The sequence below is a fragment of the Sphaerisporangium sp. NPDC049457 genome (assembly GCF_055586705.1).
The window spans coordinates 46,376-65,310 of record NZ_JBVJHR010000006.1; the positions used below are offsets into that span (position 1 = coordinate 46,376).

At 70.0% G+C, this 18,935-nt stretch carries 12 protein-coding genes and 1 tRNA gene; 4 read left to right on the forward strand and 9 right to left on the reverse strand.

What is annotated here, in order from left to right:
- Window positions 1-210: 210 nt before the first annotated feature.
- Both ACZ6QO_RS11230 and ACZ6QO_RS11235 read left to right on the forward strand, forming a co-directional pair.
- Window positions 211-3,687 (forward strand): AfsR/SARP family transcriptional regulator, encoded by a 3,477-nt coding sequence (locus ACZ6QO_RS11230; protein ID WP_465849784.1) that lies wholly within the window; start codon window positions 211-213, stop codon window positions 3,685-3,687.
- 51 nt (window positions 3,688-3,738) lie between these two features.
- Window positions 3,739-4,203, forward strand: coding sequence for a hypothetical protein (locus ACZ6QO_RS11235; RefSeq protein ID WP_465849785.1), 465 nt, complete (start codon window positions 3,739-3,741; stop codon window positions 4,201-4,203).
- A gap of 222 nt (window positions 4,204-4,425) precedes the next feature.
- Here ACZ6QO_RS11235 and ACZ6QO_RS11240 read toward each other — a convergent pair whose 3' ends face one another.
- From ACZ6QO_RS11240 to ACZ6QO_RS11275, 8 genes are all read right to left on the reverse strand, one after another.
- Complete coding sequence (locus ACZ6QO_RS11240) at window positions 4,426-5,862, reverse strand: glycoside hydrolase family 10 protein (protein ID WP_465849787.1); 1,437 nt, start codon at window positions 5,860-5,862, stop codon at window positions 4,426-4,428.
- A 452-nt stretch (window positions 5,863-6,314) separates the two neighbouring features.
- Window positions 6,315-8,534, reverse strand: a complete 2,220-nt coding sequence (locus ACZ6QO_RS11245; RefSeq protein WP_465849789.1) for a CotH kinase family protein — start codon at window positions 8,532-8,534, stop codon at window positions 6,315-6,317.
- Window positions 8,525-9,355 carry a polyphosphate polymerase domain-containing protein gene (locus tag ACZ6QO_RS11250; RefSeq protein ID WP_465849791.1) on the reverse strand — a complete coding sequence of 277 codons (831 nt, stop codon included), beginning with the start codon at window positions 9,353-9,355 and terminating at the stop codon, window positions 8,525-8,527. Before ACZ6QO_RS11250 ends, ACZ6QO_RS11245 begins: the two co-directional genes overlap by 10 nt.
- Window positions 9,352-9,957 (reverse strand): DUF4956 domain-containing protein, encoded by a 606-nt coding sequence (locus ACZ6QO_RS11255; RefSeq protein ID WP_465849793.1) that lies wholly within the window; start codon window positions 9,955-9,957, stop codon window positions 9,352-9,354. Before ACZ6QO_RS11255 ends, ACZ6QO_RS11250 begins: the two co-directional genes overlap by 4 nt.
- A 1,065-nt stretch (window positions 9,958-11,022) precedes the next feature.
- Window positions 11,023-11,412, reverse strand: coding sequence for a hypothetical protein (locus tag ACZ6QO_RS11260; protein ID WP_465849795.1), 390 nt, complete (start codon window positions 11,410-11,412; stop codon window positions 11,023-11,025).
- Between the two features lie 16 nt (window positions 11,413-11,428).
- Window positions 11,429-12,247: a RipA family octameric membrane protein gene (locus ACZ6QO_RS11265; protein WP_465849796.1), complete on the reverse strand. Its 819-nt coding sequence runs from the start codon at window positions 12,245-12,247 to the stop codon at window positions 11,429-11,431.
- Window positions 12,248-12,572: 325 nt separating this feature from the next.
- Window positions 12,573-12,644: transfer RNA gene (locus ACZ6QO_RS11270), tRNA-Arg, on the reverse strand.
- 371 nt (window positions 12,645-13,015) lie between these two features.
- Window positions 13,016-14,293: a C40 family peptidase gene (locus ACZ6QO_RS11275; protein ID WP_465850150.1), complete on the reverse strand. Its 1,278-nt coding sequence runs from the start codon at window positions 14,291-14,293 to the stop codon at window positions 13,016-13,018.
- Window positions 14,294-14,591: 298 nt separating this feature from the next.
- Here ACZ6QO_RS11275 and ACZ6QO_RS11280 point away from each other — a divergent pair, with 298 nt between their 5' ends.
- Window positions 14,592-15,008 carry a response regulator transcription factor gene (locus ACZ6QO_RS11280; protein WP_465850152.1) on the forward strand — a complete coding sequence of 139 codons (417 nt, stop codon included), beginning with the start codon at window positions 14,592-14,594 and terminating at the stop codon, window positions 15,006-15,008.
- Window positions 15,009-15,170: 162 nt separating this feature from the next.
- Here the strand turns inward: ACZ6QO_RS11280 and ACZ6QO_RS11285 are convergent, their stop codons facing one another.
- Window positions 15,171-18,098 carry a helix-turn-helix transcriptional regulator gene (locus tag ACZ6QO_RS11285; protein WP_465849798.1) on the reverse strand — a complete coding sequence of 976 codons (2,928 nt, stop codon included), beginning with the start codon at window positions 18,096-18,098 and terminating at the stop codon, window positions 15,171-15,173.
- Between the two features lie 102 nt (window positions 18,099-18,200).
- On the opposite strand from ACZ6QO_RS11285, the gene ACZ6QO_RS11290 reads away from it, so the two are divergent.
- Window positions 18,201-18,830 (forward strand): LysE family translocator, encoded by a 630-nt coding sequence (locus ACZ6QO_RS11290; RefSeq protein WP_465849800.1) that lies wholly within the window; start codon window positions 18,201-18,203, stop codon window positions 18,828-18,830.
- The last annotated feature ends 105 nt before the right edge of the window (window positions 18,831-18,935 follow it).

Below are 18,935 nucleotides of genomic sequence, written 5' to 3' on the forward strand. Positions count from 1 at the left end.
GGCCTCCCGTCCCCCTCCACCGCACACCCGGCGGGAGGCCGCTCCCTTCCCCCGCCTCCCCAGGCAACGGATCACGCAGGCGGTCGTCCGTGACACGGACGGCCGCCTGCGCCCGTTGTCAACACCTGTGCGGGCCGCCGACCCCTTACCCGGTGCCGTCCCCCTCGGGGGGGCGGTGTCCCGGGCTCAGGGAGCGTTATCGTTGCGGGCATGCGATTCGGGGTTCTCGGACCGGTGGGGGCATGGACCGGCGACGGCGCCCCCGTCACGGTGCCGGGCCTCAAGGTGCGCGCCCTGCTGGCGGCGCTGCTGGTGTACGAAGGACGGCCGGTCTCCGCCGACCGGCTGATCGAGCATCTCTGGGGTGACCAGCCCCCCGGCAACCCGTCCGGAACCCTGTCGGCCAAGGTCTCCCAGCTGCGCCGCGCGTTGGAGGACGCCGAGCCCGGCGGCCGCGATCTCGTGGTGTCGCCGCCGCCCGGATACCTGCTGCGCACCGACGCCGGCGAGCTGGACGCGCGCCGGTTCGCGTCGCTGACGGCCGAGGCGCGCGAGGCGGATGACCCGCGGGCCAGGGCGACGCTGCTGTCCGGCGCCCTCGCGCTGTGGCGCGGACCGGCGTTCGCCGACTTCGCCGACGAGCCGTTCGCCCGCCCCACCGTCGCCCGACTGGAGGAGCAGCGGCTCACCGCGCTGGAGGACCTCGCCGAGACACGGCTCATGCTGGGCATGCACGCCATGGTCGCCGGCGACCTCGGTGACCATGTGGCGAGGCACCCGCTGCGCGAGAGGCCGCGCGCCCTGCACATGCTCGCCCTTTACCGGGACGGGCGGCAGGCCGAGGCGCTGGACAGTTATGAGGAACTGCGCGTACACCTCGCCGAGGAACTCGGCCTCGATCCGGGCCCGGAGGTCGTCGCCCTGCGCCGGTCGATCCTGACCCAGGATCCCGCGCTGAGCGGCCCCGCGGTCTCCGCCGGCCTCACCGGTCCGGCCACCGTCCTTGCCGGAGCCACCGGTCCTGGCACCGTCTCTCCCGGCGGCCCGGCCACCGCCCTTCCCGGCGCCACCGGCCCCGGCGCCACCGGCTCGGCCGCCACCGGTGCCACCGCCACCAATCCTGCCGCTGCCGGTCCCACGGGCGTCGGGCACTCCGGCACCGGGCATCCGGGTGCCGCCTTCACCGGTGCGGCGGCGGCGCGTCCGCGGACGAACCTGCCCACGGCGATCGCCGGGATCATCGGCCGCGAGGACGCGATCGCCGAGGTGCGCGCCTCGCTGGAGCGAGACAGGCTCGTCACGCTCACCGGCTCCGGCGGAGTGGGCAAGACCCGGCTGGCCATGGAGGTCGCCGCCCCGCTGGCCGACACCTACCCTGACGGGGCATGGCTGGCGGAGCTCGGGACGTTCGACCGTCCAGGCGCCTCCGACGTGCTGGAATCCCTCACCGACATGGTGATGGCGGTGCTCGACATCCGGGACGTCGCGGGTGCGCAGGAGCCGTCGGCGCCGGTCGAGCGGCTCGCCCGGGCACTGCGCGCCCGCCGCATGCTGCTGGTGCTCGACAACTGCGAGCACGTGATCGACGAGGTCGCCGATCTGGCGGCCGCGCTGCTCCGCGCCTCACCCGGGCTGCGCGTGCTCGCCACCAGCCGCGAGCCGCTCGGGCTGGCCGGTGAGGTGGTGTGGCCGGTGCCGCCGCTGGAGGCGCCCGCCCCCTCCTCCGGGCGGGCCGATCCGGCGGCGCTGGAGCACTTCAGCGCGGTGCGCCTGTTCGTGGACCGGGCCGGCGCCGCCGCGCGCGGGTTCGCCCTCACCGCCGAGAACGCCGACGCCGTCGCGCTGCTGTGCCGGCGGCTGGACGGCATCCCGCTGGCCCTGGAGCTGGCGGCCACCCGGGTGCGGGCGCTCGGGATGCGCGGCCTGGTCGCGGGGCTGGACGACCGGTTCCGGCTGCTGGCCACCGGGTACCGGGGCGCGCCGCCCCGCCAGCAGACGCTCATGGCGATGATCGACTGGAGCTGGCAGCTGCTGACCCCGGCTGAGCGCGTCGTCCTGCGCCGCCTGGCCGTGCACACGGACGGCTGCACCCTGGAGGCGGCCCGGGCGGTCAGCGCGGTGGGCGGCGTGCCGCCCGAGGACGTGCCGGACCTGCTGGCGCGGCTGGTGGACCGCTCTCTCGTCGTGATGTCCGATCGCGTCGACGACGCCCCTCGCTACCGGCTGCTGGAATCGGTGGCGGCCTACTGCGCGGACCGCATGGACGAGACGGGAGAGCTACGGCAGGTGTCGAAGCGTCACCGCCTGTACTACACCGCGCTGGCCGAGAGCGCGGAACCGCACCTGTACGGCCCTGAGCAGGGACGCCGGCTGCGGCTGTTGGACGCGGAGGCGGGAAACCTGCGGGCCGCGCTCGACAGCGCGCTGCGCGACGGCGAGACCGGCCTCGCGTTGCGCCTGGTCAACGCGCTGACCTGGTACTGGTTCCTGCGCGGCCGGCTGGAGGAGGCCCGGCGCTCGCTCCAGGCGGCGCTGGGCGCGGCCGGCGAGGTCTCGTCCGCCGCGCGGGCGCGGGCGACGGCCTGGCACACCGGCATCTCGTTCCTGCTCGGCGACATCACCGACTGGCCGGCCCGCCACGAGGCGGTGCTCCGCGCCTACGACGGCCTGGACGACCCCGCGGGGCGGGCCAGGGCCGAGTGGTTCCTCGCGTTCGCCGAGATCGACCTCGGTGACGTGGCCGCCGCGGGCGAGTCGATAGCGCGGTCTCTGGCCGCCTTCGAGGCGGCCGGCGACGAGTGGGGGGTGGCGGCGGCGCTGAGCCTGCGGGCCAAGCACGCGCACGTGCGCGGCGACGCGAACGCGCTCGAACAGGACAGCGCCCGCAGTGCCGGCCTCTTCCGCGAGCTCGGGGACCGGTGGGGGCTGCTGCAGGCCACAGAGTGGCTGGGGGCGCACGCGGGAATGACCGGCGACCATGAGACGGCCAACCGCCTGCACCTCGAAGGGCTGCGCATCGCCTCCGACCTCGGGCTCTGGACCGACGTCTCCGGACGCCTGTCCTGGCTGGGCTGGATCGCCATGCAGTGCGGCGACCATCCGGCGGCGCGCGCCTACTGCGAGGAAGGGCTGGAGCTCGCCACGGAACAGGCTTCGCCCCTCGGCACGGTGTTCGCGGAGATGGGACTCGCCTTCGCCGCCCGCCGGCAGGGCGATCTCGACGTCGCCGAGACGCACCTGCGCAACCTCGCCGACGCGGCCGTCCGGCAGCAGGACACCGGGCCGGGCCATCCGCTGTACGCGCCGAGCGTCCTTGCGGAGCTCGGTTACGTCGCCGAGCTGCGCGGCGACGCGGCGGCCGCCCTGGCCAGGCACTCGGAGGCGCTCACGATCGCCCTGGACCTCGGCGGCCCCCCGGACATCGCGATGGCGCTGTCCGGCCTGGCCGGCGCCCGCGCGCTCGCCGGCCACCATGGCCAGGCCGCTCAACTGCTCGGCGCGGCGGCGGCCGTCCGGGAGTCGGCGAGCCTGGCCGTCATGGCGGCGGAGCAGGACGACGTGCGCCGCACCACCGCGACGGCCCGCACCGCGCTCGGCGACGAGGTCTTCGCGGAGCTGTTCGCCCGCGGCCGTACACTGCGGCCGGAGCGGGCCCGCGCCTTCCTCGACGGCGCCACCGTCCCCTGACCGCTCCGTGGACCTCACGGCCGGCAGGCGTCACCAAGGGAGCGGGATGCAGTGCAAGACGACGGTCAGGCGGAACCGGACGACTGGAAATCCGGCGTCGGCGACCTGGTCGCCGACCTGTTGTCCTATTGGACGTTCGGCCTGGGCGCCTACACGGCCGGAGAGTCCGACCGCGGTTACGGTCCCGTCAAGCTGGTGATCTGGACCGTGATCGCGATCGGCGTGGCTGCCGCCGTTTCCGCGCTGCGCATCGCGCTGTTCGGCGAACCGCGCGCCGGCTGGGGCATCGCCCTGCTCCCCCTGATCATGCCGCTGGTGGGGGCCCTTGCGCACCGGCCCCGGCACTGGGTGCCCGGCCTGGTCCTCGGCGCGGTGGCGGGCGCGCTCACGGCCGCCGGCCTCGGCATCGACCTCGGCCCGTCGGTCGGCTCGTTCTGGGGCGGGCTGGCCGCGGTCTCCGCCGGCTTCCTGGTCTGCTCCATCGCGTTCGCCGCCGTCACCTGGCAGCGCGGCTGAACTCCAGCGGCGCCCGCCGAGGCTCACCGGCCGTCGCAGGCGCTGACGAGTACGCCCGCCCGGCCGTCGCCGGGCATGGCGTCGTGGGTCCGACGCCAAGGAGGCCGGCCGATGTTTCGGCCGGCCTCTTCGACGATCGGTCACGGTGCGTCCGTGGCGGCGGTGCACGCGTGGTGCGCTGTCACGGGCGCTCGTTCACCGTGAGCGCCTCCGCCTGAGAGGTCAGGGGCTGCTGCAGGTGACGCTCGGGGTGGCCGCGGTGCCGTTGGCGGTGAAGCCGAAGGACGTGGACCCGTTCGCCGAGATGGTGCCGTTGTAGTCGGCGTTGCGCACGGTGACGCTGGAGCCGGACACGCTCGGCTGGCCGCTCCACACGCTGCTGAAGCTCTGCCCGCCGGGCCAGGTCCAGCGCACGGTCCACCCGTTGACCGGGGAACTGCCCGCGTTGACCGTCACCGCCGACTGGAACCCGCCCGGCCAGCTGCTGACCGTGCTGATCGTCGCCGAACACGCCCCTGTACCCGGCGTCGGCGTCGGCGTGGGCGTCGGAGTCGGAGTGGGGGTGGGCGTGGGGGTGGGCGTCGGGGTGGGCGTCGGCGTCGGGGTCGGCGTGGGGTTGGGGGTGGCGTTGTTCAGGGCGTCGAGGACGGCGTCGTAGGCCGGCTTCTTGTTGTTGCCGCTGAACAGCAGCGGGGTGTCGCCCGAGCGCCAGGAGTCCTGGTCGCGGACGCCCCACACGGTGATGCCGGCGCAGCGCGGGACGGCCAGGCAGTCGTTGACGATGTTGCGGTAGGTGGTGGCCGAGGCGCCCTGGACGTCCAGCTCGGTGATCTGCACGTCCACGCCGAGGGCGGCGAAGCTGGAGATCGTGGTGCGGTAGTTGCTGTTGTAGGCGCTGCCGCTGTTGAAGTGCGACTGCAGGCCGACGCAGTCGATCGGGACGCCGCGCTGCTTGAAGTCGCGGACCATGTTGTAGACGCCCTGCGTCTTGGCCCAGGACCAGTTGTCGATGTTGTAGTCGTTGTAGCAGAGCTTGGCGTCGGGGTCGGCCGCCCGGGCGGTGCGGAACGCGACCTCGATCCAGTCGTTGCCGGTGCGCTGCAGGTTCGAGTCGCGGCGGCCGCCGCTGCCGTCGTCGAAGGCCTCGTTCACCACGTCCCAGGCGTAGATCTTGCCCTTGTAGTGGCCCATGACGCCGTTGATGTGGTTGATCATCGCCTGGCGCAGCGCGCTGCCCGACATCGACTGCATCCAGCCCGGCTGCTGGCCGTGCCAGGCGAGGGTGTGCCCGCGCACCCGCTTGCCGTTCTGCACCGCCCAGTTGTAGACCCGGTCACCGGCGCTGAAGTTGAACTGGTTCTGGTTCGGCTCGGTGGCGTCGATCTTCATCTCGTTCTCGGCCGTCACCATGTTGAACTCACGGTTCGCGATGGTGGTGTACGCCGAGTCGCCGAGCCTGCTCGTGCTGATCGCGGTGCCGAAGTACCGGCCGCTCTGCGCCGCCGCCGCACCAAGCGTGCTCTCGGCCGCGCCGGCCGGCGCCGACACCGACAGCGCCGTGATCGTGCCGAGAAGTCCGAGGGCACCGGCGAGCAGCAGCCGGCCAGGGCCGCTGCGTGGTCGCCGGAATCGATCCGGGCGAGTGGCGTTTGCGCTCATGTCTGAGCCTCCACAACTGAGTCACGGAACAGCGAAAAGACGTGGCGACGCCCTGCGGGGCCGACGCCCCTCCCATCACGGGAACGCCCACCACGAAGACGTCGCGGAAGGAGATCTCCTGCCACCACACCACCGGCTGGCACCGAGAGGCCGCCTCGGGGACTCAGTTTGGAAACCGCCCCGAAATGTGTCAAGGCCAGCATGAAACTTTCGAAACCCTCGGGTCGCGCCGCGTTCTCATAAGCCCTTCGGCGCCCGTCTCCGCCTGCCGGAACGTCGCGGCGGTCGCGTTATACGCGACGAAACATGTCGTGAAATTTTCACCTAAATACACCCGGGCGGGTACGGCGATTATGCCGAATACCCGAATTGGCCACCCCGTCTTACGCACGCGAGACGCGTACCTGGCACCAGATGGGTGCCAGGTACGCGCCTTCACCGGCCGTTGGCTGTCAGCTTCCCGTGCAGGTGAGCGTCGGCCTGCCTGGAGTGCCGGTGGAGGCGGAGCCGAGGAACCCGAAGGTGGTGCCGGCTCCGGCCGCGACAGAGCCGTTGTGGGAGACGTTGCGGGCGGTGATCGCCGCTCCCTGGCTCGTGAGGGTGGCGTTCCACACCTGAGAGATCGTCTCACCGGCCGCGAACGTCCAGGACACGGTCCAGTTGCTGATCGCCGAGGTGCCCGCCGTGACCTTGACCTCGCCCTGGAAGCCGCCGGGCCACTGGTTGACCAGCGTGTACGTCGCGGTGCATCGAGCCGTGCCGGGTGACGGCGTGGGCGACGGAGTCGGCGTGGGGGTCGGAGTCGGGGTCGGCGTGGGCGTGGGGGTGGGGGTCGGAGTGGGGGTGGGGGTCGGAGTGGGGGTGGGGGTCGGCGTCGGAGTGGGAGTCGGCGTCGGAGTGGGAGTCGGGGTCGGGGTCGGCGTGGTGACCGGGCCACCCCACCCTGAGGTCGAGTCCAGCCAGGCGGCGCGGCTCAGCGTCCAGTCGCGCATGTACTGCACCTGGGCCTGCCACGTGGAGGCGGTCGGGGTGATGAAGGGGCCGACCATCCGCGTCGTGAGGTTCGGCCAGCGCTGGAAGTTGCGCTGCGCGGCGTTGGTCAGCGGCCTGGCGAGAGCGTCGATCCTGCTCTGCAGGGCGGCGTCGGAGAGCAGGCCACGGCGCAACGTCTGCCAGCGCAACCTGACGTCGTTGACGAAGGCCGGGTCCCGCAGAAGCTGGGGGAACCAGTCGTTCGCCACAGGCTGCCGGGTCTGCTGGTACTGCCAGCCCGCGGCCTGGTCGTTCTGGAAGAATCCGCCCACACCGTAGGTGAGGTCGAAGTCCCACAGCGGACCGGCGAAGATCTTGGTGTCCCGGTCCTTGTAGAAGTGGGTACTGCGGATGTACGCGTCCATGTTCCGGCTGAGCTCGTTGATGATCAGATCGTCCACGAACGAGCCGACGTCGATGTACTTGCGGTAACCGGTCGTCGGGTCGGCGGAGTTGGACGCGTGGAGCACGTTGTGGAACTCCTGGATGTGGTTGCGCAGCCAGTCCCGCTGTGCGGACTGCAGCGGCGACGGGTCGACCACTTCGAGGTAGTTCCAGCAGGTCGCCGTCGTCCCGCTGCACGGCAACGTCGGCTCCTCCGCGGCCAGCCACTCGAACTTGAAGATGTACCCGCCCGTGATCTTCGGCAGGGTCGTGTCATCCTCGTCCAGCTTCTTGAGGTCGAGGCGGTTCTTGGAGTTCTTGATCGTCTCGACCAGCATGTAGACGCCCATGTAGTCGCCGGTGCCCACGCTGGTGGCGTCGGTGTTGAGGTAGAACTCCACGAACCTGTACCGCGGGACCTTCAGCCCCATCTCCTTGCCGAGGTCGTAGGTCAGGGCCTCCCTGATCAGCGACTTGTCCGGGAACGGCCCGCGCAGCACCCAGTCGGAGTCGGCGGGCATGCCCAGCACCGGGTAGTCCGCGTCGTCGTTGTCGTTGTCCCAGAACTCGATGCGGTACGGCGCCTTGTCGAACATGGCCGACGACTGCCCCCGCAGATGGAATCCGGCGCGGGTGGCGACCGCGGGAGCCGCCGCCAGCGACGTCGTCCCGCCGGTGCTCGGCTCGAAGATCATGGCGGCGGCGTCGATGTACGTCCGGCCCGGCTTGCCCGCGCCGTAGGAGTCGAGCACGACCAGCGGCAGGTCATGGGCCGTCGTGGTGGCGTCCCGGGCGACGTACATGGCCGTTCCGGGCGCCCCGGACGCCGTCTGGCCGACGAAGGCCTGCGCCCGCAACTGCGTGGTGCGGGTGAACTGCAGCGGTGAGCCCTGATAGAGCGTCGACTGCGCGGTGGGCAGCTGTCCGTTGGTGGTGTAGCGGATCTGGGCTCCGCTGATCGCGGTGCTCAGCGACACCGCCACCTGCCCCTGGAAGGTGCCGCTCGGCGTCGAGAAGGTGATGTCGCCGACCAGGTCGTCCGCCGCTTCCGCCGCGGCGGAAGCGGCGGTCGCGGAGCCGGCGCCGGTGGCCGCGGCGCTCGCGGCGCGGCCGTCCGACCGGGCGCCGGGACCCGCTTCGGCGCCGGCCGGTGACGTGAACGGGGTGAGGAGCCCGGCGAGAAGCACGGCGGCGATCGCGATTCCCTTGGTGCGGCGGGTCGCCGCGCCGCCGATGCTGCTGGTGGTCAGACGCACGATGCCTCCTGCTCGGGTCGATCGAAGATGGCGGGCGCCGGGTCCGCCGGCGACGCGGTGCCCTGGAAGTGGCGGCGCAGCGTCCGCCGCCACGGCACGTCGGGCAGGTCCACACGGAGAGCGGCCAGACCGGTGGCGTACTTGGAGATGCGGACGGGCCTCATCCTTCTCTGCCACAACATGCGGTCGACCGGCGTGGCGGCCGAGGTGGTCTTGGTCTCCACCACGGCGAACCCGGGCAGTAGCAGCGTGGCGCCGGCGTGCTCCCAGACGAGGCCGGTGTCGATGGTGACCCGGCTCGCGGTGTCCGGCAGCAGCAGGGTGGCGCGGTGGTACTCGGTGACCAGGATCGGGTCGAGGGAACTGCCGGCGACGGGGCCGATCGACTCGCGGGCGAGCGCTTCGTCGACGAAGTCGCGCCCCGGGTGCACGGTGCCGGAGTCCTGCGGGTGGTAGGGCAGCCGGTGTTTGGTGATGTTCCCCCGCGCGCCGCTGATCTTGACTTCGAGCCAGCATTCGGCGGAGTCGAGATAGGTGCGGGTGCGCACCTTGAATCGCCGGCGTCTGCGATAGGCGGCGCAGTGGAAGCTGGCCAGCAGCGGCGTGTCGAAGTACACGGACTTGTAGCGGAAAGTGCGTTCGCCGTCGATGTCCAGCGCCTGGGCGTACGGCGTGAGCTGTTCCAGCAGAGGCGGCAGCACCTCCATCGGGACGAGGTACTTGCGGTCCACCCTGGTCTGCAACGCGGCGCGGTCGATCAGCTCGGCGAGCCCGACGGGGGCCAGCCGCGCCAGCGCCGGCCCGAGGGGCGTCGTGGTCATCGGCGCGCCCCGGAATGTGCGGGCGCGCTCGATTCGGCCGTCAGGCCGCGTTCGGTCCGCGCGTACCGGACGTCGACCACGGTGGTCTCGTTCACCATGTCCAGCCGCTGGACGGTGACCGCGTGCACGCGGGCGTCGAGCAGCTGTTCCAGGTGCGCGACGAGCGCGACATCGTCGGTGATGGCGGAGTCGAGCACCAGGATCTGGTGCCGGTAGTTGCGGAACAGCCGCCGATGGTCGCCGAAGTACATCACCGCGAGGATCAGCGCCATCAGGCCGCCGCTGAGCCACGCCGAGGTGGTGCTCAGCGCGCCGAGGATGCCCAGGGCGAGGGCGGAGAAGTAATACGCGACCTCGTGCTGGTCGAGCTCGGTCGAGCGCAGGCGAATGATCGACAGCACGCCGAACAACGCCAGCCCCAGCCCGAGCCCGGCGCCGACGTTGCTGGCACTCAGCGCGCTCGCGACCGCGAGGACGCCGACGTTGACCCCCAGGTAGGCGACGACCAGGTCGCGGCGGCGGTGTCGCGGGAAATAGAGCCCGAAGACGAGCAAGGCCACCGCGCAAATGTCAATCGCGAACAGGACGAGCTGTGACGCCACGTTCGTTCCTCCTGAACCGCTGCCGGGATTAGGCGCGCGCCGCCCTCTTCCTGGCAGGGATCCCGCAGGACGGCCGCCGAAACTTTCAAACCTTCAAAAAAACTTTCGGGGACACGACTGAGACGATAAGTGAATGTCAGGTGTCGTGTCAATGAACTTGATAACCGCCGGCCCGCACCACCCATGACGACGCTCTGTCAAGCACGCCCCCGCCTCGGACGACCCGCCCGACAGACCAGCCCACCGCCACCCCACCCACCCAAAGCACGGCCCCCCAGCACCACACCCCCACCCCACCCAAAAATGAAACTTTCGACGCCCTCCACAAAACCAGGCCCCCTTACCGCCACCGCCCCCGTCAAGCGCCGACCCGTACCCTCGCCACCGCCAAGTGCCGCCGCGCCGGCCGCGACGACCGCGCCGACGCTCCCGCCCACGAGTACGCCCCCGCCCAGCGATCAAGAGCCCCGGGACCCACACGACAGGTCAACCGGCAGCGGCCGGAGTGACCCGCCGAGCGCGCCCGGCAGTACGACCAACCGGCGCCCGGTAGCGCGATCACCCACTCAAGAAAGGCAGGAAGCCAACGAACGCACCGGCCAGGGCGAATGGACCGTCCGAACTCACCTCAGCGGCGGCACGAGGAATCCGCACAGGCAGGGTGAACGAGTAGCCCACCAGCGGGACGGAGCCCACGACGACGGTTGCACTGAGTGAAAACCATGGCGGTACCCGGCGCCCACCCAGCACGGGGATCAGCTAGGGATGCACCAGTCCCCAGAGGCTGATCAAACCGAGTGACAGGATTCACCGAGGATGGCGAGCAGCCTCAGCGCCCCGAAGTACATGGCGCCCGCGGGGATGCCCAGGATCCCCTCCTCGGGAAGCTTTCCGCGCCGTGATCCGCGGCAGAACGCAGGCGTGGATGCAACCGAAAAAGCAGCCCATGCGGGGCAATAGCGGTGGAGGTTCTCCTGAAGCGCTAAGCCAAAGACCTGGGCGGACGACTTGAGAAAGGTAATCGCTTCACCAGCGTAGCCCTATCGGAATGGGACAGAGCCTACACTAAGAGCGCGCCATATTCAGCTTAGAAGTAAGTTGGTCGGTCAACTCTTCGAGAGATTCATAGAGGTAGACGGTCTCGCGCCGATCCATCTGGTGAATAGGGGTTCCCACCTCTGCAAGCAAAATACTGCGCTTCCCTACAGCCTGAACCAAACCCAATTCATAGTAACAGCTCGGGCGCTGGAGCGACAGATCTACGACCACCGCTCCAGCGCCCTTGATCTTCTCCAGCGCCCGCTCGAAATGGAAAGCCATCGGAGTGTCGTCGCAATCTAGAGGAAAGTAGGGGTGTAGGCCATTCGCAAGTATTGCTTGCTCAATCGCCATACGACGCTTACTGTGAAGCGGATCAGACGCGACAGGCATAATAACATACACATATTCAGGCATATCTGACTCCTCGAATTCAAGGCGTGGCACGCGGAACCCCCGTCAGCGAAACACCGGCAGGCGAAGGCGAGTGCTCCGAGGGGGATACCGAGCCAGGGCTTCGCCTGACCGCAGGCACAGGAAGCCCGCTGACCGTTGGCATGGGGCTTCGATAGAACGGGGAAACACTTTTTGTAATGGAAGACCAGCTTAGACTCGCGAAGAGTACGACAGTAACCGCAATGGCCAAGAACAGGACCAGAAAAGCCTTCGGGATGAAGTACTCGGCCCCCGAGGAGCTGAGCACTAAGGCGTTACGCAGCCTGCCACGCTGGACCAAAGCTAGCGCATGGCGTTCCTGGAGGATACTCCATTCTCGCTCAAAAGGACGATAAGAGCGGGCAGGAGAACTTCCTTCGACCCCATCGAATGATATCAAGGGCGCCATTGCGTTGAGGACCGCAAATTTAGCCCCATTTAGAGCTTTATAGTCATCTATCTGGCGAATCCAGTACAGACAAAGCATCGACGCGACGAGAGCGAGCACAAGGACACCGCATAATCCGAGGAACCCATAGGTTTCCCTGGTCAGCGACCACGCTACAATAGCGCCGATGGCCAAGACCACAGCCACACATACAGAATAGTTCCAACGGTTCATCGACAAGCGGCGCTCGGTCACCAACTCCGTCGACTCGTAATACATCTTGAACTCTTCGAATGAGACTACGCCTTCAGAGCCAACCGAGCTCTCAGTTTTTTCAGTTACAACCCCGCTTGGCAGGCGTCCCGTAAATCGCCTCCAAAGTGAGCGGATGCGAGAATACTCGGCGCTTCTTGTTGCTCTAGAAGTCACGATTCGACCTCAAGTGGGGGGACAGCGGCCACGAACTGCACCTAGCTCAAGCTAGCTTGCCGCAAGCCAACCAGATCAAGCTAGCCAAGCGTGTCCCTTATAGCCTGAGCGCAAGCAGGTGAACGCACCCTGAGTGCAGAGATCCTTAGTTTGGGTGCCGTGGCCAGTCCGACCGCCGGCGGGCCTGACCTTTTGACCTTGGCCCAGAGATGGCCCACAAGCAGCGAGCGCAACGAGAGCGGGCGGGACTCCGTGAGACTGGAGGCCCGCCCGTTGCTGTGCTGTTCGCCCTGGTCAGCGGACGGATCCGCTGGTCAAGATCGTGTGCCCCCTGCAAGATTCGAACTTGCGCTCCCGGCTCCGGAGGCCGGTGCTCTATCCCCTGAGCTAAGGGGGCTCAACGAGTGGTAAGGCTACCAGCATCTGGAGGTCCACCGTTACTCAGAAACCCCGGACCGACCGAACATGCCCGCCACGACAGGCCTCCCACCCCCACGACCCCGACCCGCCGAGCCCCGAACCGACAGATGCACGCCCTCAGACAGACCCCGGACGGACTTCCGCACGAACCTCCGGACGGACCCCCCGGACGGCCCTCCCGACCTCCCTGCCAACGATGATCGGCCTCTACCCTCGTACCCCCGCACATCCCCGCCGCTCCCCCGGACGGCGCTGAGCCCATCGCCCTAGACGGTCGTCCGCCCCCCAGCACATCCCCAGCCGCTCCCCCGGACGTGCTGACTCCTCCTCCTACGCGCCTGCGGAGGCTTACTTGCCTGGGCGGATGGCTCCTCGGTAGCGCGCTCGGTAGTAGCTGGAGTGGGCGAAGTCGACGGTGCGCACGACGTCGCCGGACTTCGGGGCGTGGACCATCATGCCGTTTTTCAGATAGATGCCGACATGAGTGGGATCTCCGTTCCCGCCGCCGAAGAAGACCAGGTCGCCTTCCTTGAGCCGGGAGAAGGGGATCTTGCTTCCCTTGGCGAACTGGGTGCCGGTGTAGTGAGGAAGGGAGACCCCGGCCCGGGACCATGCATAGAGAGCCAGCCCTGAGCAGTCGAACCCTCCACCTGTCGCCCCGGTCTTGGACCCTCCGCCCCAGACGTACGGCGTGCCGATCTGCCGGACGGCCGCCCGCGCGGCGATGGCCCCCGCCGCCGCCTGCCGCGAACCCGAAGCGGATCGGCCGCTGACGACACGCCGTGGCCGCTGAGCCGCCCGCCCACCGACGGCATGCCCCGAGCCAGGACGGGACCGATCGTCGGCGACACGTTGGGGGCCTGGGGCCGGCTGATCACTTGATGGTGCGGCGTCGCCGCCTTGCCGGGGTGGAGATGGCTCTCGTCCGCCGGGAGCCGGCTGGTGGATGCGGACGAGGGGCTCATCTCCGACGTGGGGGCCGATCTTGTCGGGCACGAGATCGGGTGCCGGCCAGAGCCACAGGCGGGCGCCCGGCGAGCCGTAGGGGTCGATCTGACGGTGGAGCGGCCAGGACGGCCGGGAGGTGCCCGACGCCGTGGGCGAGGCCGGAGGAGGGCCGTCGCCGGTCGCTCCGGCGCACGCCGTGACGCCGAGCACCGGAGCGGAATGCGGGCCCGTGCGGCCGAAGGCGGCAGCGAGGTGACCGTGGATGGTGGCCAGGTGCCGGGGGACGGTGGCCAGGTGACCGGGGATGGTCGCCAGGCGCTGAGGGAGAGTGGCGAGATGCCCAGGGACGGTGGTCAGGTACTCGGGGGTGGTCGCCAGGTGACCAGGGATGGCGGCCAGGTGACCGGGGACCGTGGCCAGGTGACCGGGGATGGTGGCGAGTCGGTGTCGGATGGACTTTGGGGCGGGGCGGTGGGAGGTGGAGGAACCGGTGCGGGTGGAGGTGGAGAGCTGGGTTGGAGCCGGTCGGGGCGCGGAGGCGGAGGTGCGCGGGGGGTGCGTGTGGGGGGCCGGGAACCAGCGGATCTGCGTGCATCGACTCGTTGGCAGGCGGGGAGCGACCTCGCCGCCACCTGGAGAAAGGGCCGCCCCCGTGACGAGGACGGTGGTGACGAGCATCGTGATCACGGTGCCCTCCTTGGGCTCGATGGCGAATCGAGACCCAGGATCATTTCGGCGGACTGTCCGCCGTTGACCCGAAAGCGGTTCTGTGGATAAGTTTCGCCGCGGTCGATTCACGAGGTAGCGGGTGAACCGAGGCTGACCTGCGGTGATGCGGGAGACTGAATGTCCTGCGACTGCTGGGCTGTGGATAAGGGGCTGGTAGGACGCCCGCAGTTCGTCGAGTTTCTGGAAAGGCTCGCGGGAGGCGTTCTTAAGAGTTAGCCTCGCGGCCGTGGACGAGGTTCTGGGACGCGTGCTGGTAGTGGACGACGATGAGGTGATCCGGCAGCTCATCGCCGTGAATCTCAGCTTGGAAGGTTTTCAGGTGGAGACGGCGGTGGACGGGCAGGACTGCCTCGACCGAGTGGCGTCCGTCCGACCGGATGTGATCACGTTGGACGTGATGATGCCGCGCCTGGACGGCTGGATGACGGCCACGAAGCTTCGTGCGGACGAGAGCCTGAGCCATATAAAGATCATGATGATCACGGCCAGGGCCCAGGAAGATGACAAGAAGCGCGGTCTCGGCATCGGAGTCGACGCCTACCTCACCAAGCCGTTCGACCCGGCCGAGCTGATTCAGATAGTGCGCGACCTCGTACTCGCTCCTGACGAGAACACCGCCCCCAGACCCGCCAACGGGCCGGAAACCGCCGCGGCCGATCACTGAGCGAGCGGAAAGCGCCGGCCCGGTTTCGCGTGACGCGGGAGGGCGCCGATCATGACCAGGACCACGGCACGCGGGGGCAAAGCCGGAGGTCGCCGGCATCCGCCCGATGTACCGCCCGGATGCCGCGGCGCACCGGGGTGTGGCGGAAATCGGTGCGTTGGGTTATGGGAGGAGGCCTTGTCGGTGGGCGTAGGCGGCGGCTTGGGTGCGGGAGGAGACGCCTAGTTTGGCGAGGATGTTGGAGACGTGCACGCTGACGGTCTTGTTCGCGATGAAGAGCCGTTCGGCGATCTCACGGTTGGACAGGCCCGTGGCGACGAGGGCGAGGACCTCCTGCTCGCGGACGGTCAGCGTGATCGCAGGGGTGTGATGGTCGCCTGCCTGCGCGGACGACGCCGTCGTAGCGGGACCGGACGGCGAGGACGCGCCATCGGGGGCGGAGTCGTGCTTGGACTGGGTGGCGAAGCGGGCTCTGCGCCCGAGGTCGGTGAGGGCGCGGTGGAGAGGCGCGGCGCCGAGGGCCTCGGCCGTTTCCATGGCCTGCCGCCACTCTCGGAAAGCCTCGTCGCGGTCGCCTGAGACGAGCAGGGCCTCCGCCAGACGCCAACGCGACCGTGCGACCTCGTAGACCGAACCGAAGTCGAAGGCCTCCACCGCGGCCCGCCACGCCGCCGGATCGGCGATGCCTGCGGCTCTCCGTCGTTCGGCCTCTGCCCTGGCCAGCCACGCCCGTCCTTCGACGCCCATCGCGCCCCGCGTGCCCGAGCCGGGCCCGAGAGTCGCCGCGGCGTGGGCGCGTGCGAGCAGGTCGTCGGCCTTCGCCAGGTCGTCGGCGCTGGGAGCCGGCAGCGCCAGCTCGGCGAGCGCCCACAGGCCGGTGGCGCAGATGCGGATCGACGCCGGGTCGAAGGGTTCGAGGGCGGCGATCACCGCGTCGATGTGCTCCATCGCGGCTCGCGGATCGCCGTTCCACAGCGCGTGCTCAGCCGCCAGCCCGCGCACGATGTAGGTGATGAACTCGTCGTTCCAGAACGGCCGCGACCAGCTCAGGCGTTCGTCGACGATCGCGTCGCCGCGTGCGACCTCGACGAACAGCGCGTACCCCGACAGCCGCGCCTCGGGAAGCCTGCCCACCCGCACCGCGAACCCGGCGGCCAGCTCGCCCGCCTGCTCCCAGTCGCCGGCCGTGTAGTGGATGAGCAGCCGGAGGAAGCGCAGGTCGGTGCCGTACAGGCTCCATGAAAGGCCCGTCTCGCGGGCCAGGGCGACACCTCGATCTGCGGTGGTGGCGGCGTCGGCGAGGTGGCCGCGGTCGTACTGCACCCTGGCCAGGCTGAAGATGGCGCGAAGGTCGATGGAGAGATCTTTGGACCGGATGCCCGCGGCGACGGTCAGCAGCTCTTCCGCCCGCTGACGGTCGCCGCCGATGTCGGCGACCACGGCAAGGGTGATCAACGCACTGGACTCGGCGTCGCGCACGCCCGACGCGCGCGCGGCCTCCAGCGCACGGCCGGCGAGAAGCTCGACCTCGCCGTGCCGGGGAGTCCAGACCAGAGCCCGCGCGCACGTGGCCAGCGCTCTGGCCAGGACGGCGAGCGCGCACGCGTCGGCGTGGCCGGGGGCGGCGGCCTTCGTGGCGAGATCCACGGCCGTGTCGGCGGCCTCGATGGCGCCGGGGTCGTCGCCGGCGTTGACCAGGTAGTACGCGAGGCGCTCCCACACCTCGGCCGTCGGCTGCTCGGCGGCGAGGATGTCTCGTACTTGGGCGACCGCCCGGTGGGTGTCCCCGCTCTCTTCGGCCGCCGCGGCGGACAGCAGTGCCAGCCGGACGCGGTCTATGCCCGCCACCCGCTCGGCATCAGGGACGCGGTGCCACAGCGCGAGTGCCTGGTCGTAGTGGCTGTGGGCCTCGACGGGCGCGCCGAGACGGTCGGCCCGCCGGCCGGCCTCGACGGACGCGGCCAGAGCGCCGGGCAGATCGTGACCGGCGAGGTGGTGATAGGCGAGCTCGGCGGGCGAATCGAGCAGGTGGGTGAACCGGCCGTGCAACCGCGCCCGCTCACCGGGAAGCAGATCGGTGTAGACGGCCTCCTGCAACAGGGCGTGCCGGAACGCGTAGCCGTAGTCGCCGTCGGGCAGCAGCAGGCCGCACGAGACGATCTCGCGGATGGCGTCCTCCAGCTCGATGTCGGGAAGACCCGAGACCTTCTGCAGCAGATCGTGGTCGATGCGCCGGCCGGCGACCGCGGCGGCGCGCAAAACGCCCTGCGCGGGCTCTGACAGCCGTTCGACGCGCGCGAGCAGCAGATTGGCCACGTTGTACGGCAACCCCTCGGCCGCCAGGAGCTCCTCGGCGTAGAAGGGATTGCCTTCGGCGCGCGCGATGATGGCGCGCATCGCCTTGGCGTCGGCGCCGCCGATGGCCACGAGGTGCTCGGACAGCTCGTCGGCGTCCAGCGGGCCGAGCGGCACGGCGGTCACGGACGGAAGCCGCTGCAACTCGGCGAGCAGGGGACGCAGCGGATGACGCCGGTGCAGGTCGTCGGTTCGGTAGGTGCCGACCAGGCACACTCTCTCGCGTTGCAGCATGCGGCTGAGGAAGACCAGCAGGTCACGGGTGGACCGGTCGGCCCAGTGCAGGTCTTCCAGCACGAAGACGACCGGCCTGGCCGCCGACGCCTCGGCGAGGAAGTCGAGCATCGAGCCGAAGAGTTGTTGCTGGGTGAGGCGCGAGCCGGCCTCTGACGGGGAGTCGAACGACGCGCCGGGGACCAGCCTGCGGAGCGTCGGGCGGGCCTCGATCGCCTGCGCGAGATCGGGCTCGGCGGCCGCGCCTCGGAGAGCGTCGGCGAGCGGAAGGTATGGCAGGGCGTCGCCCAGCTCGGCGCACTGGCCGGTCAGCACGGCGAAGCCCCGGGTGCGCGCCAGGCCGACGAACTCGGTGACCAGGCGGGTCTTGCCGATGCCCGCGTCGCCGCTGACGACGGCCACGCCGGCCTGCCCCGCGGCGGCGGCGTCGAGCACCCCTAGCAGGCGGTCGAACTCACCCGACCGCCCGACAAGAGCACTGCTCGCCTCGCGCCACGCCACGTTCGGGAGTATCGCACGCGCCTCCGACATATCGTTTGGACCAGGGGGCGAGGGTGGATATGGACCTCTTTCCGCCGCTCGGCGGGGTTTAGGGTCGCAGGCATGGTCTCTGGCTCGACCTTGCTGGTCTTCTCGCTGGCCGCGATGGTGCTGGTGATCGTTCCGGGTCCGAACAACCTGTACATCACGGCGCGTGGCATCGCCCAGGGACGCGCGGCGGCCGTGGCGTCGGCCATCGGAGTGGAGACCGGGACGCTCATCCACATCGCCGCGGCGGCGGCCGGGCTCTCCTACCTGATCGCGCGGTCGGCCGCGGCGTTCACCGCCGTCAAGTGGGCGGGCGCCCTGTACCTGGTCTATCTCGGCATCCGCACGCTGAGCGGCCGGGACGGCGCCGCCGCCCGCGCGGCGAGCGCCCAGCCGCTGCGCGAGGTGTTCCTCGAGGGCGTGATCGTCAACGTGCTCAACCCGAAGGTCATCCTGTTCTTCCTGGCCTTCCTCCCCCAGTTCGTCGACCCGGCGGCCGGGTCCGCCGCTCTGCAGATCGTCGTCCTCGGGCTGACGTTGCTGCTGTTCGGCATCGCCGCCGACATGGTGTACGCGGTCGGCGCCGGCACGCTGAGCGGGTTGCTGCGCCGCAGGCACCGGGCGCTGAGATACGTCAGCGGCTTGGTGTACCTCGGACTCGGCGTCGCCACCGCGCTGGCGGGGAGCACGGGCCGTTCGCGCTGATCGGCCACCGGGGACGCCGGCGGCTCGCGTCCTGGTGGAGGGGACGCGAGCCGTGGGGTGAGCGCAGCCGTGCAGCCGGGGTCGAGCCGAGCGGCGAGCGCCACC

Bases quoted from the DNA above. Each gene is read 5' to 3' on its own strand.
- ACZ6QO_RS11230 (WP_465849784.1), top strand. From the start codon at position 211: ATGCGATTCGGGGTTCTCGGACCGGTGGGGGCATGGACCGGCGACGGC.
- ACZ6QO_RS11240 (WP_465849787.1), bottom strand. From the start codon at position 5,862: ATGAGCGCAAACGCCACTCGCCCGGATCGATTCCGGCGACCACGCAGC.
- ACZ6QO_RS11250 (WP_465849791.1), bottom strand. From the start codon at position 9,355: ATGACCACGACGCCCCTCGGGCCGGCGCTGGCGCGGCTGGCCCCCGTC.
- ACZ6QO_RS11260 (WP_465849795.1), bottom strand. From the start codon at position 11,412: ATGCCTGAATATGTGTATGTTATTATGCCTGTCGCGTCTGATCCGCTT.
- ACZ6QO_RS11275 (WP_465850150.1), bottom strand. From the start codon at position 14,293: ATGCTCGTCACCACCGTCCTCGTCACGGGGGCGGCCCTTTCTCCAGGT.
- ACZ6QO_RS11290 (WP_465849800.1), top strand. From the start codon at position 18,201: ATGGTCTCTGGCTCGACCTTGCTGGTCTTCTCGCTGGCCGCGATGGTG.